The following is a 16,305-nucleotide window of genomic DNA, read 5'->3' on the forward strand; positions in this document are numbered from 1 at the left end:
GCTTTGCAGCGTCACTGCAAAAGGTATGCAGCAATGCTGCAAAGTGTATGCAGTAAGTTTGCAGCCTGAAATCAGAATCAAAAAACAATATGAAGACACTTGCCACTCTATTTCTGCTTGCAGCCTCGTTGCTGCTTCGTGCAGCCGATGCGCCTGCCGACAGTTGTAATCATCAGTTGTATTATACGTCACCTGCCGCTATTTGGGAGGAGACTCTTCCTTTGGGCAACGGACGCTTGGGCATGATGCCCGACGGAGGCATTCTCCGTGAGCACATTGTGCTGAATGAAATATCATTATGGAGCGGAATGGAGGCGGATTATAGCAATCCGGATGCTTCGAAGAGTCTGCCTGCCATCCGGCAACTGTTGTTTGAGGGAAAGAACCGAGAGGCACAGGAGCTGATGTACAGCAGTTTTGTTCCGAAGAAGCAGGAGACTGACGGGAGATATGGAACCTATCAGGTATTGGGCGATTTGGATATAGATTTTACCTACAATTCTTCATTATCCATTCTCAACTCTCCATTAAACAACTATCGCCGTTGGCTCAACTTGCGCGATGCGGTGGCATATACGGCTTTCAGGCTGGAAGATGTCGATTATCACCGTGAGTATTTTGTTTCCCATGACCGTGATGTCATGCTGATTCATCTGGTTGCCGGACGTGAAGGGGCTCTGAATTTCTCTGCCCGTTTGAGTCGTGCGGAACATAGCTCGGTGACTGTCCAAGGGAACACCCTTTTGATGGACGGCATGTTGGAAAGCGGTAAACCCGGTTTGGACGGTATGAAATACCGTGTGGCCATGCAACTCGTGCAGAACGGTGGTGAATCGTCTGTCAGCCTGGAAAACGGTATCCGCTTGAAGAACGGGCAGGAAGCCTGGTTGATACTTTCTGCCGCTACCTCCTATGCCGCTGCCGGTACCGACTTCCCGGGCGAACGCTATGCGGAAGTCTGCGACAGCTTGCTCCGTCCTTTCACCGCCCCCGCTAATTCTCCATGTGCCATTCTCCATTCTTCATTATCCAACCATGTCACCGCTCACCGTTCCCTCTACGACCGTGTTTCCTTGACGCTTCCTGCCACGCTGGATGATACGCTCCCGACGAACGAGCGCATCCTCCGCTTCACACAGCAGGAGTCGCCGGCATTGGCTGCTCTGTACTATAACTACGGACGCTATCTGCTCATCAGCAGTACCCGCCCCGGCAGCCTGCCGCCCAATCTGCAAGGACTCTGGGCAAATGGAGTATCGACTCCCTGGAACGGGGACTATCATACGAACATCAATATCCAGATGAACCACTGGCCTTTGGAACAAGCCGGCCTCTCCGAACTCTATCAGCCGCTGACGACGCTGATGGAGCGCCTTATCCCTTCGGGAGAGGCAAGTGCGCGTACTTTCTATGGCGATGAGGCAGATGGCTGGGTGCTCCACATGATGACCAACGTATGGAATTATACCGCTCCCGGTGAACATCCCTCCTGGGGAGCCACCAATACCGGTGGTGCCTGGTTGTGTGCCCATTTGTGGGAACACTATCTGTATACGCAGGACAAGGATTATCTGCGTCGTATCTATCCCGTCTTGAAAGGTGCCGCCCGGTTCTTTAGTTCCACTACGGTGCAGGAGCCTTCGCATGGCTGGCTGGTAACTGCCCCCACTTCTTCTCCGGAAAACAGTTTCTATGTGCCGGGTGACAGCGTGACTCCCGTCAGCATTTGTATGGGTCCCACTATGGATGTGCAACTGCTCACTGAGCTTTATACTAATGTCATCGCCGCCGCTCGCCTGCTGGATTGTGATGCGGATTATGTGGCGAAGCTTGAGGTGGACCTGAAGAGATTCCCGCCCATGCAAATCAGTAAGGAAGGATACTTGCAGGAATGGCTGGAAGATTATAAGGAAGTGGATGTACACCACCGCCACGTTTCCCATCTCTACGGCCTGCATCCGGGAAACCTGATTTCGCCGGAGTTTACCCCCGAGCTTGCCGAAGCCTGCCGGATGACCTTGAACCGTCGTGGAGACGAGGGTACTGGTTGGAGCCGTGCTTGGAAGATAAACTTCTGGGCTCGTTTGGGTGACGGAAACCGTGCTTGGAAACTCTTCAAGAGTTTGCTGCATCCTGCTGTCGATGCTGCGACGGGAGGTCATGGTAGCGGCACTTTCCCTAATTTGTTCTGTTCGCATCCTCCTTTCCAGATTGATGGCAACTACGGTGGTGCGGCGGGAGTCGGCGAAATGCTGCTGCAAAGTCATGAAGGCTTTATCCATCTGCTTCCTGCCCTGCCGGATAGCTGGACTACCGGCAACTTCCGTGGAATGCGCGTACGCGGCGGTGCTTCCATAGACCTGGACTGGAAGGATGGACGGGCAACGAGGGCTGTTGTTACCGCTCTTGTTCCGGGTAAATTTACAGTAAAGATGCCCGCAAGTGCTGTCCGTGCCGAAGTGACGGTAGGAGGACATACATATACTTACAAGAAACCGGCATTCTCGTTGGACTTGAACAAGGGAGAAGAAGCGACGGTGTGTTTCTTCTGATGATTCGGACAGAAGAACAGAAGATGTTTTAGACAGAAGAACAAAAGAACAGAAGAACAAAAGTCATAAAGTAAAATATGTCCTTTTGTTCTTCTGTCTAAAAATAGTTCCCCGACAAAATTATCAAGTAATTTGCCTTTCGCGCCCGAATGCTGTACATTTGCAGCGCATGTAGAACAAATATCTTAGATAATTATGAAAAATAGAGTACGTTTTTTCTTCTTGTTTCTCGGCTTGCTGGGAGCGTTGGCAGTTCATGCACAAATCAATGAGTTGCCACGTTCCACACCCGAGGCAGAAGGAGTCCCTTCCAAGGCTGTCACTGCCTTGTTTGATTCACTGATGGCATTGCCGAAAACAGACATCCACAGCGTGGTGGTGCTGCGTCACGGCAAGGTCATCGGAGAAATCTATCCGGCTCCGTTCGCGCCGGAATATCGCCATACCATGTATTCCTGCTCCAAAACCTTTGTCGGGGCTGCCGTAGGGCTTGCCATTGCAGACAACCGCTTGCGTTTGACAGACCGCGTCGCCGCTTTCTTCCCGGAATTTCTTCCGGATTCGGTTTCCGCTAATCTGGCAGACATGACTGTCCGTGACCTGCTTACCATGACGTCGGGTATCACTCCCGACTGGAATATGCGCAACCTCACTTCCGACTGGATACGTACCTTCCTTGCCAAACCGGTGAAAACTCCGGGCAAGAAGTTTGAATATGATTCGATTAGTACCTATATGCTTTCTGCCATTGTGCAGAAGGTGACGGGCATGACCTTGCTGGATTATCTGAAGCAGAAGCTTTTCATCCCGATGCATATCACGGACGTTGCGTGGGAGATAAGCCCCGAAGGCATCAATACCGGTGGCTGGGGACTGCATATCCAGAGCGAGTCATTGGCAAAATTCGGATTGCTGCTGCTGAACCGGGGTGTTTGGGAAGGCAGGCAGTTGCTTCCGGCTTCCTGGGTGGAGCAGATGATGACCAGACAGATAGGAGATTATGGCTATCAGATGTGGCTTTGCGAATATCCGGGTGCTGTACGTGCTGACGGGGCTTTGGGACAATACATTCTGATTGTTCCGGATAAGGATATGGTAGTGGTTATTACCGAATGTACATTGATAGACGGTCGTCGGCAGCGTCGTCTGGTCTGGAACCGCTTGTTGCCGGAGGTCGGTGACCAGGTATTAGCGCCCGGTAAGGACTACAAGCGCCTGCAGAAGAAACAGCGTTCTTATCAACTGCCGTTAGTGCAAGGAAAGGCTGCTTCCTCCCTTTCACAGAAATACGCAGGCAAGCGCATCCTGCTCGGAGAGAACAAATACGGATGGCAATCTATCGAGCTGCAATTCAAGCAGCAAGAAGTAGTGATGACTGTGGTGGAGAAAGACGGAAAGACATACAGTCTTCCGTTTGGCTATAAGCAATGGTCGAAAGCGGCAATTGATGGCTATCCTCCGTATTCGGTTGCTGCAAAGGGGCGTTTTAAGGGTATAGAAGGCCCTTTCCAGGTGGCAGGCAGTTATGCGTGGGCGTCACCTGATGCTTTGCAACTGAAAGTACATTATGTCAACTGGATAAGCGCTCTTGGGCTTACGCTCTGCTTTGAGGATAACAAGGTACTCCTGACTGTTACGGAGAATTATTCTTCGGGTGAAGGGGTGACTTTCGAAGGTACATTAGCGCATTAAAATAATGAATCGTATTTTGCTTACTCTAAAACGGCCTTTTATCTGGCTGTACCGTTTCCGGCACCGTTGCGGCTACGGTGTACATTCTCCTTTTGCCTTTAACCTGATTACGCATGTAATTTACGAAAGTACGGCTTATTATAAATATGAAGAGCTGGCCAAGGCCCAGAAGCAACTGGAGCTGGAGAAAGATAAACGTTGGAAGTACGAATCGAAGAAAGTAAAACGCCTTCTGTTCCGTCTGGTAAACTATACCCAGCCGGAGACTATTGTAGATGCCGGTACGCTTGCCGCTTCTGCCCTCTATCTGAAAGCGGGGAAGGAGGGGGCAGATTATACTTCGGCTTCCGACCTTTCCGAGCTCTTTCTGGAGAGTGGCGTTCCCGTTGATTTCCTTTATTTGCACGATTATCGTCATCCCGATTTTGTAGAGGAGGTCTTCCGCATCTGTTCCACCCGTACCAGGGGAAAGTCTGTTTTTGTGATTGAGGGTATCCGTTACACTCCGCAGATGTCTGCCCTCTGGAAACGTATGAAGCAGGACGGGCGGGCGGGTATTACGTTCGACCTTTATGACCTTGGTATCATATTCTTCGATAAAACAAAGATAAAACAAGACTATATTGTCAACTTTTGATTATCTTTAGGCGTTTCAATAGTGATTAGCGGTTAGTGATTAGTGCTTAGCTCCACTTACTGGCTGCTAAACATTAATCTCTAACCCCTAAACATTAATTCCTTATGAAGATATACACCAAAACCGGAGATAAAGGAACCACCTCTCTTGTAGGTGGAACCCGTGTACCTAAAACGCATATCCGCCTTGAGGCATACGGTACGGTGGATGAGCTAAATTCCAATCTGGGTCTTCTCATCACGTACCTGCTTGACGGAAAGGATAAAGATTTTCTGCAGCAAGTGCAAGACAGACTTTTTGCCGTAGGCTCTCATCTGGCCACAGACCGGGAGAAAATGGAGCTGAAAGAAGCCAGTATCATCAGCTCGGAGCAGGTGGAAATGGTGGAGCGGGAGATAGACCGTTTGGATACTCTTTTGCCTCCTCTTTCAGCCTTTATTCTTCCCGGCGGAAGTCGCGGTGCGGCAGTCTGCCACGTTTGCCGTACGGTTTGCCGTCGTGCAGAGCGTCGGATTCTTGCTCTGGCCGAACAAGTGGAAATCGCTTCGGAATTACTGGCTTACGTGAACCGCTTGTCTGATTATTTGTTCGTTCTTTCCCGTAAAATGAATCAAGACGACAAAAAAGGTGAAATATTTTGGAATAATAGTTGCAAGTGAAATAAATTGTTATACTTTTGCCGAAAAATAGAAATAGGACTTAATATTCACAATTTTAATACTAGAGACTATGTATTGGACATTGGAATTAGCATCTAAATTGGAAGATGCTCCTTGGCCGGCAACTAAGGATGAATTGATAGATTATGCCATGCGTTCGGGTGCTCCGCTTGAAGTGATTGAGAATCTGCAGGAAATGGAAGATGAAGGCGAGATTTATGAAAGCATAGAAGATATTTGGCCCGATTATCCCAGCAAAGAGGACTTTTTCTTTAACGAGGAGGAATATTGATACGCTTTAAAAGAAAAAACTTACCGGTATGTCTGGTAATATTTTGAAACATAGGGAGAAGTAATTCCAAAACCGATAACTATGGTTGAAGAATTACTTCTTTTCTTTTTAATATCCCCACACTACAATAATAATGAATGTACAAGAAGCAACAACACGCCGGTTACCGGATTTGAAGGAAAGGCATCTGCCTGAAAACTGCCGCGAAACCATAAACACGATTTTAAAGGAGACTTACGGCTACGAACAGTTTCGTAATCTTGAGATTTACGATGACTTGTCCAAGGGAAAAGAGAAACTCTGCATTTCGCAGGGACAGCTGATAGAGAACGTTATACTGGAGGCTGAAAAGGCTTGGAAAGGTGAAACGCAGGTAGACAATATCTTGCTGACTGCCCCTACCGGCTCCGGAAAATCTTTGTTGTTCCAGCTTCCTGCCATCTATCTGGGGAAGGAGTATAATCTGCTTACCATTGTGGTTTCCCCTTTGAAGGCGTTGATTGTAGACCAGGTGGAAAGTCTGCAAGAGCTGGGGTATATGCGTGTGGCATACGCCTCGTCCGATTTATCGCCGGAACAGAAGATGGAGGTTTACCGGCAGGTGCGTGAGGGGGAGATTGATTTGTTCTATCTCTCGCCGGAATTGCTTCTCTCTTACGACATTAAGCATTTTGTAGGCGAGCGCCGCATCGGTCTGGTGGTGGTCGATGAGGCGCATACGGTCACTACGTGGGGCAAGGAGTTCCGCGTGGACTATTGGTTCTTGGGGCGCTACCTGACTGCTTTGAAACAGACTCTCGGCTATAATTTCCCGTTGTTTGCATTGACTGCTACGGCTGTCTGGAACCCGAAAGGAGGTAATGACATGATATTCGAGACTATTCGTTCCTTGCAGATGGAGCCTTGCGTGCTTTATGTAGGTACAGTGAAGCGCCGGAATATTGGCTTTGACATCCGTCAGATGGAGATGGAGGACGGGGAGACATACGACAAGGCAAAGCAGCGCGTGGTGGCTGCGCGGGTGGAGGACTTCCTGGACGGGCACAAGACATTGCTCTATTATCCTTTTGCGGGTGGCATCGACATGCGCTTGAAGACGTGGGTGAAGCCGGCGGACTGGCGTCTGGTTGCCTCCTATTATGGCAAGAAGGACAAGGAACAGAAAGCTGCCATTGTACAAGAGTTCAAGGAAGGAACCAAGAAACTGATTGTGGCTACGAAAGCCTTTGGTATGGGAGTGGACATCAGTGATATAGACCGTGTATACCATGTGGCGCCATCCAGTACGTTTGTCGACTATATTCAGGAGATAGGGCGTGCCGCGCGTGATACGGAGATACAGGGTATTGCCGCTACCGACTACCATGAACGGGATTTCTATTATATGAAGCGTCTGCATCAGACAGGGAACATTGCCCAGGAACAGCTGGTGCTTATTCTGAGAAAACTCATGGAAGTGTACCGCATGAAAGGGGAAAAACCGGAAATCATGGTATCTTTGTCCGATTTCGAGTTTGTGGTGAAACTGCCGCGTACAAAGAACAAGCTGGAGTATGAAGCGGAGTTGGGACAGCTCATCAAGACCGCCTTGCTTTGGCTGGAAGACGATTTGATGCAGCGTTATGGAAGGCATCTGCTTGAAATCAGCCCCAAGAATCTGTTGACCGAAGGATATGTCCAGGACAAGACGGGTGATGTCTTTGCCCGTGAATTCCATAGCTATCTGACAAAGGTAGAAGGGGAGGACGGGGTTTACGTCGCACGTCTGGAAGCGCTTTGGGAAGAGCGTTTCCCTGAGCTTGGCTACAAGGAATTCAAACAGAAACTGAATAATGGAACGTTGTGGGAGGGAGCCCGTGCCGTGTCTGTAGGCAAGCATGAGGTGTTGTTGAAGGAAGATGCCACTGTCATCCGTGAGCGGATGGATGCCTTGTTCAAGAGCCTGACAACGATGCTGAAAACGTCATTGATAAAGTCGAAAGGACGTTTTGATGAAGAAGAATTGCGGGCTGTCTTTGCCGAGCATGGCATGGACGTGCGCTCTGCCAAACGCTTTATCGGTTCCCTGCTGGAGAGTCGCACGGAGGAAGGCCGCAGTGTAAGCTATATCAGCAGTGTGAAAAAGAAGGATTCCAATGAACTCTCTTTTACGGTGACCAAAGGCTTTGATTTGCTTTTGTCGCGCTATCAAAAACTGTTTAGCCAACGCATAGTGGGCAGTAAGGGAGACCGCCTGGTGTTTTATTGCACTCCTTTCTCGGACTTGAATATGCTGCTTAATCTGCTTTCTATGCTTGACTGCCTTTCGTTCAGTGTGGAGGGTGGCGGTACGCCTTGCGTATTTGTCCGTTTCAATGACCCCGAAACTCTGCAGGAACTTGCGCTTGGCGATGATTACCGCAATCTGATTCTGGATACCAACGGGCAGATATTCCAGGAGCAGATTGACTTGTTCTCTTTCTTCTTCGGAACAGATAAGCTGACGGATGAACAGCGCTGGGACTTTATAGAGGATTATTTTACGGGAATGGGAGTGGACGACTTGAAAAAGAAGTTTGTGTCCTTGTAGCACCAATTCGTTGAACAGCCTTTCCAGAGTTACAGTTCATCTTTGCTTTTACTGTAAAGATTGTGAGTAATTAGTCTAAGTGCTCCTGCAGAAACCGTTGCAGGATGCGTGCATGGTTGTATATCGGTGCTTTGGAAGCATATAGTAAGGTTATGGTATGGTGGTGTTTTATGGTGTCAATGAACCTAAGGGCGGCTTCCGAATTTTCCAGTTCCTTGCGATACATGGCTGCAAACCCCTCCCAGTGTTCCGCTTGGTCTTCGTGAAACCATTTTCTTAATTCAGGTGAAGGGGTAATATCCTTTTCCCAGACATCGTATTTCAGATGTTCCTTTTTTATGCCGCGAGGCCACAGCCGGTCCACCAATACACGGTAGCCGTCTGTTGCATTGGGTTCTTCATATACCCGTTTGATTCTGATTTGTGTCATGGCTGTTCTCTTAATTTTGCTTCCATTTTGATGGAGCGTGGGAAAACGATATTATTTTCCAGATGGATGTGCTGGTGCAAGGCCTCTTCAAATGCTTTAAGCTGTTGGAGTACGAGGCGGTAACTGTTGCAGGCATCTTCTGGAGCTGTATAGCCGTTGGTCAGATGCTCTATGTGGCGATAGCGTTCTCCTTCAATGTCATGTTCTGCCATCATGACGGATATGGGAGCTTCGATGCTTCCACAGTGGAATTCGGGCAGGGGAGTATTTTCCAGCTTAGCCTTTACCATCTCATAGATGTAGGGAAACAGTACCAGTTCCTCTTTGTCGAGATGGGCATTGAGGTCGGAGAGGGAATCATGAAAGAGAGCCTGCACATTGTAGAGTGACGGATGTTTTTCACCGTGTACGCGACATATTTTATCCAGCAGTTCTTCAATCTCGGGACCTTGTGTACGGATATTACGGTGGTGGATTTTGAGAATATAGTCCACCAATAAGTCCAGAGGCCAACTCTTGAAATCAATATTTTCGGAGGTTGTCGGAGCCAGATGCTCTATTTCTTCTATCACCTTCTCCATATCGGCTCCGGCAGTTTTACTGGCTTCGGGAAGCAGTGCGGAACCATGGCAGCAGAAATCAATGCCATATTTATCAAATATCCCGGCATTGTTGAAGTTGTCGGCTACGATTTCGCCGACTGTCATACGTTTATAATCCTTCATATGTTATCTTGTTTTTGTTTTCCACAACATTGTGGAAGCCTGCTATATATACAATTATATGGCAGATAATGTTTGAAGGGTTATGATTATTTGAGTTTTCTTGCCCGGTTCTTTCATTTAAAGGAATTGGAGGAGTTATCACTTCGCTCCGCTCCGTCAGGAGTTGAAGAAGTTAAAGCCGATACTTCTGTGAATACATACGCACGAGTATTGGCTTTAACTCCTAAGCCGACTTGTCGGCTGATAACTCCTTTAAATGAAAGATTCGTGGTTTCCTTGTCTATCCTTCTACTTTTTGGAATGCCAGCCGTTCGTCTCCATTGGCCAGAAGGATGATGCCGCAATATTTGAATCCGTGCTTCTTCAGTATGTATTGCAGGATATGATTGTCCCGGTGGGTATCTGCACGTAGGTTGGGTATTTGTTCGTAGCACCATTGCAGGCAGGCATTGGCCACTCCTTTGCTGTGTTCTGTACTTGCCAGCCGGTGAATGACGCCGTAAGGAAGCGTATCTTCCACCCATTTTCCTTCATAGATATGCGTATATGTGGGGTCGTTTCCACGGATAAAGGCGAAGGTTCCGATAATTTCTTCGGTATCGTCGGTGCACACATAGCTGTTTCCTTGTTCGATGTCTGCTATGACGATTTCCCTGGAAGGGTAGTTGCCTCTCCACTGCAGCATATTTCCGTCTTTCCGCATGATGTGCTTCGCTTGTTCAAAGATGTCCATAAGGATTGCAATGTCTGTGGGTTGCGTCTTTCTGATTTTTATCATAGCTTTTTATTTTATCTGTGTGGTATCTTTCTTTGATTCAGGTTGCAAAGGTAATGCGTTTTGTGATTCATTGTTCTCGTAAATGAACAAATGCTAACATACGTTGTTTCTTTAGGAAGAATTTGCATATATTTGTCCCGTAATATTAAACACAATTGATTATGAAAAAGATTTTTAGTGCTTTCGTGATAGCTGTATGCTGTATGTTTATGGCTATGCCTGCCCAGGCCCAACTATTGAAGTGGGGTGTTAAGGGTGGTGTGAATATGACGAAAATAGATTGGGATGGCGGATATAAGGGAAACAAGGATAATTCTACCGGTTTCTTTATTGGTCCGATGGCTGAGTTCACCATTCCCATTGTAGGCTTGGGTGTTGATGGTGCTTTGCTGTTCTCTCAGCGCGGCAAGGACGAGGTGAAGCAAACAGGACTGGAAGTACCCGTAAATCTGAAATATACCATTGGCTTGGGTAGTTTGTTGGGTATTTATGTGGCAGCCGGTCCCGATTTCTTCTTCGACTTCAAGAAGAAGGATTACGTAGACCGCAAGAAGGCTCAAGTGGCACTTAATCTGGGTGCCGGTGTGAAGCTGCTGAAGCATCTCCAGGTTGGCGTGACCTATCAGCTCCCGATGGGCGACTCATTTACGTGGAAGAATGCGGGTGATGCCATCGGTGCCAAGAATAAGACTTGGCAGGTGTCTGCGGCGTATCTCTTCTAAATGTAGTAAAACGATTTGTGGAATATAAAGAAAGGCTCTCCTACAAAAAGGAGGGCCTTTCTTGTGTTTTTGATTACTTTTCTACAATTACATCTACTGGGGCAGGTGCATCATCATGGAGTGGGGTAGCAGCTTCGCGACTAGGCTGTCTACCGTCTTTGATGGCGAGTACCCATTCCCCATTTGCTTTTATGGGGTTGAACATGAACCCCATACTACTACCTGGAGTGTCAGAATCTGAACGTGGCGTAAATTCTATTTTGTACTTCACGTCATTATTTCCTTGTGTAGAGAAGCTGAGGTAATCCAATCGATAACGAATTACCGGGAAACGCTGGAAACGTTTGGTCAGTGCTTCCCGTTGTTGTATCGTTAAGGGTTTGGCTATACCAGCGTCATCAATGGAGTAAAGCATATCAAGAGCCTTGTCAGTCTCTTTAGCTTTTAGAAGATCCATACACTGTGTACATAATGTAAGAACAGCGCTTGAGTCTGCAGCAGTCAAAGTGGCTACAAACTCATCTTCTGCCTCTTTCTGTGTCTTCATCTTCTCTTCGTGTCCTTTTGTTGAACATGCTCCGAGTAGAAAGCTTGCTGAGAGAAGAAGCATAAAAAGGATTTGTTTATTGTTCATTGTTGATATATTTATTAATCGTGCATTGTTAAATAAAAAGGTGCGTCACCTTATTATGACGCACCTTTATTATATTACCGCATTTTAGGATGCGATGAGTTCTTTACAAAATTATCTGTTGGCAATAGTACCATCAACAGCAATGGCAACTTTAGCACTTACTGTACCCCATGTGTATGTGACCTTTACAGGAACCATGATGGTGAAGTCTTTAGTGTTACCCATATTGTTCTTGTAGTTCAATACTACAGAGTTCAACTTGCTGATGTTGGTAGTTTTGATGTCAATCGGGTTAGAAATTGCAGTACCACCTACTTTATCAAGGATTGTCAGCTTGATAACGTCCTTGTTGATAGGCTTCTGTTCACCGATAACATTAACGTCACAAGTTGCATTGTCAATATCCAAAGTTATTGCGCTGATACCGTAGTATTCGTACAAGTTAACGTTGTTTTCTTTAGCAGCTTCATATACTTTGTCTTTATCATTGTATACGATAACCGGTTTGTCGCGCCAGTCGTTGGCCTTGAACAAGTTACCAAGTAATACGGAAGAACCGTTAGCCTCTGCATCCAAGAACTTGGCTTTGTCGTTGCTTTCAATATCCAGCGGACGCAAGAAGCGAGCGTTGAAGTTGTAAGCGGGAGCCAGTTCAATTTCGCAGTCACCATAAACAGCGGATACCTCGATGATGGCAAACTGTTGGTTAGGCTTGTTTTCGTTATGACCGAAAAGGTTCAAGAATACTTTTGCTTCATCGTTGTTTGCATAAGTAATTGTCTTGGCTGTCTTATCAAGAGTTGCGATGAGAGAAGCGGTTGCTCTCTTTTCACCCCAGTATAACTTAGTGCTGCTCTTGCTCTTGTCAGCTTCAACTGTACTTACAAACAACTTCTTTCCACCTATAGTCAGACCATCGTTCTTAGCAGAGAACAAGTAGCTGTACTTGATTTCCATACCTTTGTCTTTGTTGTTCCAGATTTCACCATAAACCGGCTTGGAAGCTTCTGATACAATGAATTCGATGCCTGATTTTTCAACTTCTTTTCCAGCTTCTGTTACGTAGTGATAGAAGTAGTCATCAAGATTCTTCACATAATTTGCTACATTGTTTGCTGCATCCGGAGCAGGAACATTGGTACGTACAGTATCTCTGTCAGCCAAAGCTGTTTCAGCAGGATACCAGAACGCATCACGTTTGTTACCATAACTTGCAGTAGTCGGCAATTCTGCTATGGAAATCTTGATACCTACGTAAATAGCGTAAGTTGTTCCACCTGCTACAGGTTTGTACTTGCCATAAAGTGTCAAGGCGCGATCTTTGTAATCCTTGATGAGTTGGTCTCTTTGAGTCTTATTGCTAGTCCAGTTCAGGATAGCATTTGTACTAGTGTTACCGTCAGGAGTTTCAGTAACTACACCGTAAGTATTGTCTGCTGCAAATTTATTAGCAGCTGTTACTTGAATGAAGCCACCCTTACCGTCTGCTACATAAGTTTCGTCTTTTACAAATGTATAACCCTTTGTGAATTCTTCCTTGGTCATACCCAGTTCTTCAAGAATCTTACCGGACATGTCTTTCCAAGTGATGGATACAGTTTGTTCACCACACAAGTACGGCAACTGCGGAGTGCTCTTGTCAATAACAATTGCATCAGGAGTAGCGGCTTTTTCAGTGATTTCCAACTTGATGTAACCTGCTAATACTACATTATTTGTTGCATCAACCAGTTTAACCAATACTGCCGGACGACGACCGATAGCACTTCTGCCAATCTTTTCTGTGCTTCCTTCAGGAATAACCACACTTTCTTCTTTGTCGTTTACATAGCAAGGAGTGAAAGTACCGTCTTCTTCCAATTGAGAGTAAGCATTTTCCTCTGTATCATTGTCACCGCTGATATAGTGAACAGCTTCAAACTTGAGAGTCAGATTATATAGCTGGGCAGCTTCAGCAAGACTCATGCTTTTGTGAGTGGTTGCAGTAATTTTCTCTCCAAAGTTTTCTACATGATGGATACACAGTAAATCTGCCAATTCAATAGAACCACCATTGTATTGTGCAGGAACAGTATATACGTTTTCGATAGCTTCCTTAGCTGTCTTATACAGTTCAGGTTTACAAGTGTTTTTTGTTACGATTTTGCTGTCATCGGTATACGCAATGGCTTTAAAACCTTGAATCATCGGCATGATGGCTGCATAGTCAGAAGTAACTGTAGACTTTTCTTCACCTTCTTTTTCGCCATTAACCAATGTTGCTTCCAGAGCTGCGATAGAAATATAGTTGTTTTCACCGGGAGTGCTCAAATTGCCCTTCTTCAAATCCTCTACAGAGAGTTTGTATGTAGCATACATTTTTTCGCCGTCAATGGTCTTACCTGCGTTTTGGAAGATAGGGGTTACCACAGCAGGAGTAGCTTTTGTAGCTACATATTCCGGAGTAGCTGCCAAGAATTTCCACTCAATATCTTTCAGCTTGGCATTTAGCGGGTTCAAGTGATAGTACATTGCGCTGGTTGAAGGCATCCAATAAGTTTTCTTAGTGGCATCTTTCAAAGTAATCCAATTGGTAGCACTTGTACCTTTCTTGATTACATAAGCTACATTGTGGTCATCTTTACTTTCTATTGCGTTCTTTTCAGCTTCGATGAAATCACCGTTGGCATATTTGTATTTAGTAGCTTCTACTCCGTCTTCATACAAATCAGGAATGAATACCAATGCTTTCAACTTAGTAGTCAGAGAAATAGTCTTTTCAACCAATTTGCCGTTCTCATCCTTCATGTTACCAAGGGTCAGAGTTTCATCTTTTGTATTCCAAACTGCTGAAAGAGTCCCTTCCGGTAACCATTTCGTAGTTTGTACTTCATATAAAGGATCTTTACCCTTCTCTTCTGTTACTTTCACCCAGTAGCCAGCTTCTGCTTGGCCATGCAACTTGCCAGTTTCTTCAGTACCTGGGTAGTAATAGATGGTTTTAGCGTCTTGACCAGCGCTACCGTTGCCCGGTTCACCTTTTTCACCGCGTGCAGGGAACTCTGTTTGTACATTGTCTTTAGCCCACCAATAGTCACCGTTAGCGTCTTTTACAATACTCCAAACGGGAGCGTTTGTGCCGTTTGTTCCGTTCTTGATAGGATAAGATTCGCCATTGCTTAATTTGATGACAATGCCATCTTCTGTTTTGTCAACGCCGGTAATGACCGATCCAGCGTCAATCTTAGCTTGAAGGTCACTTACCAGCTTTTCTACTGCTGATACGCGGTTGTCCAAGCTTTCGATGTCGTCATCATAGTCCTTACAAGACGTGAACGTTCCTGCAGTGCCCACCATTAAGGCGCTGAACAGGATCACACTTAGAAACTTTTTGTTCATAATTGAAAACTTTAAATTTATAAATTTAAAAAAATAAAAAGTGAATAATCTCTCATTTTGAACCCCTTTCGCATACTTGTTTTGTTACTAAGTATTCCGTTACTTCGCAGGTAATGAAATCCTGTTAATTTCGTTAATAATCAGGGAATAAGGAGAAAATAGACCGGTTTTGTTTGGAATAGTAAAAATCAGTCCGTTGGGATATTGGAAAGAGGATTGGAAGTCCAGAAAGATGACAGTGGGAAAGGGATGAAATGAGGCTTTTAAAGGATGAAAGTGTATATTTTTCGGTTCAAAGGCTTGAATGACAGTATATTGATAGCACCGATTAGAGCTCCGTAAAGACAACACCATTCCGTTCTTCAAAACTCATTTTGAAGATTCCGGAAAATGTGCGACAAATCTATTCTATCCTATCAAAAGAAGTAACGTCTTTTATACTGTACACGCTCCGCTTCTTACAAAAGAAATTACCCTTTGATTGGCCTCGTCAATCTTTCTGTTGCTAAAAGGCTTCAGATAGGTTTCCGTCACCGTGATGGAGGAGTGCCCCATGGCTTCCGATATGATTCCGGGGTGTATCTCGCAATGGTAGGCCATTGTGGCCCAGGTGTGTCTAGCTGCATAGGTACTGAGTGCCGACTGCATTCCCAGGCACTGCCTGAGTACTGCCAGCCGCTGGTTGAATCCCCTGAGTGCCGACTGGTATTCCCGGTATGCGGCTTCCGTGCCTTCCTCGCTCTGCAGGATGGGAAACAGATAGGGGGAGTCGGGGTTCCTGTTCGCCACCATCCTGACCATCTGCATGGCTTCGGGTGTGAGTGACACGGTCAGCGCCCGTCCCGTCTTCCGCCTTCTGTAAGACAGCACATTCCCCTGCAAGTCCCTTTTGTGCAGGTACGCCAGGTCCACGAAGGGTATGCCCCTGAGCATGAACATGAGTACGAAGAAAATCCTTGTTCTCTGCTGTGTGTTTGGGAGCGTCCCTCCTTGCAGGCTCCTTTCCGTCTCCCTTACCAGGCTGCTGATGTCGGATGCCTCGAGCGCCTTCTTCCTGTCCGCCCGTGTGCCGGTATATACATGCTCGAACAGTCTGGGTACATACCGTATGTACTTTCTGTCCACCGCCCGATGATACACCGAGCGTACCGTCTTGATGTAGGTGGATACGGTGTTCCAACTGCAGTTCCTCTGCCTGAGGTAGTTTTCGAATCTCTTCAGTACGGTCGGGCTCAGC

At 46.4% G+C, this 16,305-nt stretch carries 13 protein-coding genes; 7 read left to right on the forward strand and 6 right to left on the reverse strand.

Features of this window, described 5'->3' with window-relative positions:
* Positions 1-89 precede the first annotated feature (89 nt).
* The 6 genes from DWX62_RS04875 to DWX62_RS04900 all read left to right on the forward strand — a co-directional run bounded on the left by DWX62_RS04875 (position 90) and on the right by DWX62_RS04900 (position 8,401).
* Positions 90-2,552, forward strand: coding sequence for a glycoside hydrolase family 95 protein (locus tag DWX62_RS04875; RefSeq protein ID WP_120172620.1), 2,463 nt, complete (start codon positions 90-92; stop codon positions 2,550-2,552).
* Positions 2,553-2,747: 195 nt separating this feature from the next.
* The gene (gene bas-suc / locus DWX62_RS04880; protein ID WP_057258765.1) at positions 2,748-4,244 is read left to right on the forward strand and encodes a 3-succinylated cholic acid synthase; all 1,497 of its coding nucleotides are present in this window, start codon (positions 2,748-2,750) and stop codon (positions 4,242-4,244) included.
* 4 nt (positions 4,245-4,248) lie between these two features.
* Positions 4,249-4,881, forward strand: a complete 633-nt coding sequence (locus tag DWX62_RS04885; RefSeq protein ID WP_008661954.1) for a hypothetical protein — start codon at positions 4,249-4,251, stop codon at positions 4,879-4,881.
* A gap of 104 nt (positions 4,882-4,985) precedes the next feature.
* Positions 4,986-5,540: a cob(I)yrinic acid a,c-diamide adenosyltransferase gene (locus DWX62_RS04890; protein ID WP_005824436.1), complete on the forward strand. Its 555-nt coding sequence runs from the start codon at positions 4,986-4,988 to the stop codon at positions 5,538-5,540.
* A 70-nt stretch (positions 5,541-5,610) separates the two neighbouring features.
* The gene (locus tag DWX62_RS04895; RefSeq protein WP_002558131.1) at positions 5,611-5,832 is read left to right on the forward strand and encodes a DUF2795 domain-containing protein; all 222 of its coding nucleotides are present in this window, start codon (positions 5,611-5,613) and stop codon (positions 5,830-5,832) included.
* Positions 5,833-5,965: 133 nt separating this feature from the next.
* Complete coding sequence (locus DWX62_RS04900; protein WP_009037345.1) at positions 5,966-8,401, forward strand: DEAD/DEAH box helicase; 2,436 nt, start codon at positions 5,966-5,968, stop codon at positions 8,399-8,401.
* 70 nt (positions 8,402-8,471) lie between these two features.
* Here the strand turns inward: DWX62_RS04900 and DWX62_RS04905 are convergent, their stop codons facing one another.
* From DWX62_RS04905 to DWX62_RS04915, 3 genes are all read right to left on the reverse strand, one after another.
* Positions 8,472-8,831 (reverse strand): DUF488 family protein, encoded by a 360-nt coding sequence (locus tag DWX62_RS04905; RefSeq protein WP_035447724.1) that lies wholly within the window; start codon positions 8,829-8,831, stop codon positions 8,472-8,474.
* Positions 8,828-9,556 (reverse strand): iron-sulfur cluster repair di-iron protein, encoded by a 729-nt coding sequence (gene ric / locus DWX62_RS04910; protein WP_005824443.1) that lies wholly within the window; start codon positions 9,554-9,556, stop codon positions 8,828-8,830. Before ric ends, DWX62_RS04905 begins: the two co-directional genes overlap by 4 nt.
* A gap of 280 nt (positions 9,557-9,836) precedes the next feature.
* Positions 9,837-10,334: a hypothetical protein gene (locus DWX62_RS04915; protein ID WP_008661945.1), complete on the reverse strand. Its 498-nt coding sequence runs from the start codon at positions 10,332-10,334 to the stop codon at positions 9,837-9,839.
* 161 nt (positions 10,335-10,495) lie between these two features.
* On the opposite strand from DWX62_RS04915, the gene DWX62_RS04920 reads away from it, so the two are divergent.
* Positions 10,496-11,056: a porin family protein gene (locus DWX62_RS04920; protein ID WP_035447725.1), complete on the forward strand. Its 561-nt coding sequence runs from the start codon at positions 10,496-10,498 to the stop codon at positions 11,054-11,056.
* Between the two features lie 73 nt (positions 11,057-11,129).
* Here DWX62_RS04920 and DWX62_RS04925 read toward each other — a convergent pair whose 3' ends face one another.
* From DWX62_RS04925 to DWX62_RS04940, 3 genes are all read right to left on the reverse strand, one after another.
* The gene (locus DWX62_RS04925) at positions 11,130-11,690 is read right to left on the reverse strand and encodes a hypothetical protein (RefSeq protein ID WP_034532595.1); all 561 of its coding nucleotides are present in this window, start codon (positions 11,688-11,690) and stop codon (positions 11,130-11,132) included.
* A 111-nt stretch (positions 11,691-11,801) separates the two neighbouring features.
* Positions 11,802-15,068 carry a PL29 family lyase N-terminal domain-containing protein gene (locus tag DWX62_RS04930; protein WP_227212783.1) on the reverse strand — a complete coding sequence of 1,089 codons (3,267 nt, stop codon included), beginning with the start codon at positions 15,066-15,068 and terminating at the stop codon, positions 11,802-11,804.
* Positions 15,069-15,503: 435 nt separating this feature from the next.
* The coding region (locus DWX62_RS04940) for a tyrosine-type recombinase/integrase (RefSeq protein ID WP_120172621.1) at positions 15,504-16,305 on the reverse strand (802 nt) is incomplete at its 5' end.

This window comes from Bacteroides sp. AF20-13LB (assembly GCF_003603065.1).
Lineage (GTDB): Bacteria > Bacteroidota > Bacteroidia > Bacteroidales > Bacteroidaceae > Bacteroides > Bacteroides uniformis.

Bases quoted from the DNA above. Each gene is read 5' to 3' on its own strand.
- DWX62_RS04875 (WP_120172620.1), top strand. From the start codon at position 90: ATGAAGACACTTGCCACTCTATTTCTGCTTGCAGCCTCGTTGCTGCTT.
- DWX62_RS04905 (WP_035447724.1), bottom strand. From the start codon at position 8,831: ATGACACAAATCAGAATCAAACGGGTATATGAAGAACCCAATGCAACA.
- DWX62_RS04930 (WP_227212783.1), bottom strand. From the start codon at position 15,068: ATGAACAAAAAGTTTCTAAGTGTGATCCTGTTCAGCGCCTTAATGGTG.
- DWX62_RS04925 (WP_034532595.1), bottom strand. From the start codon at position 11,690: ATGAACAATAAACAAATCCTTTTTATGCTTCTTCTCTCAGCAAGCTTT.
- ric (WP_005824443.1), bottom strand. From the start codon at position 9,556: ATGAAGGATTATAAACGTATGACAGTCGGCGAAATCGTAGCCGACAAC.
- DWX62_RS04915 (WP_008661945.1), bottom strand. From the start codon at position 10,334: ATGATAAAAATCAGAAAGACGCAACCCACAGACATTGCAATCCTTATG.
- DWX62_RS04890 (WP_005824436.1), top strand. From the start codon at position 4,986: ATGAAGATATACACCAAAACCGGAGATAAAGGAACCACCTCTCTTGTA.
- DWX62_RS04895 (WP_002558131.1), top strand. From the start codon at position 5,611: ATGTATTGGACATTGGAATTAGCATCTAAATTGGAAGATGCTCCTTGG.
- DWX62_RS04900 (WP_009037345.1), top strand. From the start codon at position 5,966: ATGAATGTACAAGAAGCAACAACACGCCGGTTACCGGATTTGAAGGAA.
- DWX62_RS04920 (WP_035447725.1), top strand. From the start codon at position 10,496: ATGAAAAAGATTTTTAGTGCTTTCGTGATAGCTGTATGCTGTATGTTT.
- bas-suc (WP_057258765.1), top strand. From the start codon at position 2,748: ATGAAAAATAGAGTACGTTTTTTCTTCTTGTTTCTCGGCTTGCTGGGA.
- DWX62_RS04885 (WP_008661954.1), top strand. From the start codon at position 4,249: ATGAATCGTATTTTGCTTACTCTAAAACGGCCTTTTATCTGGCTGTAC.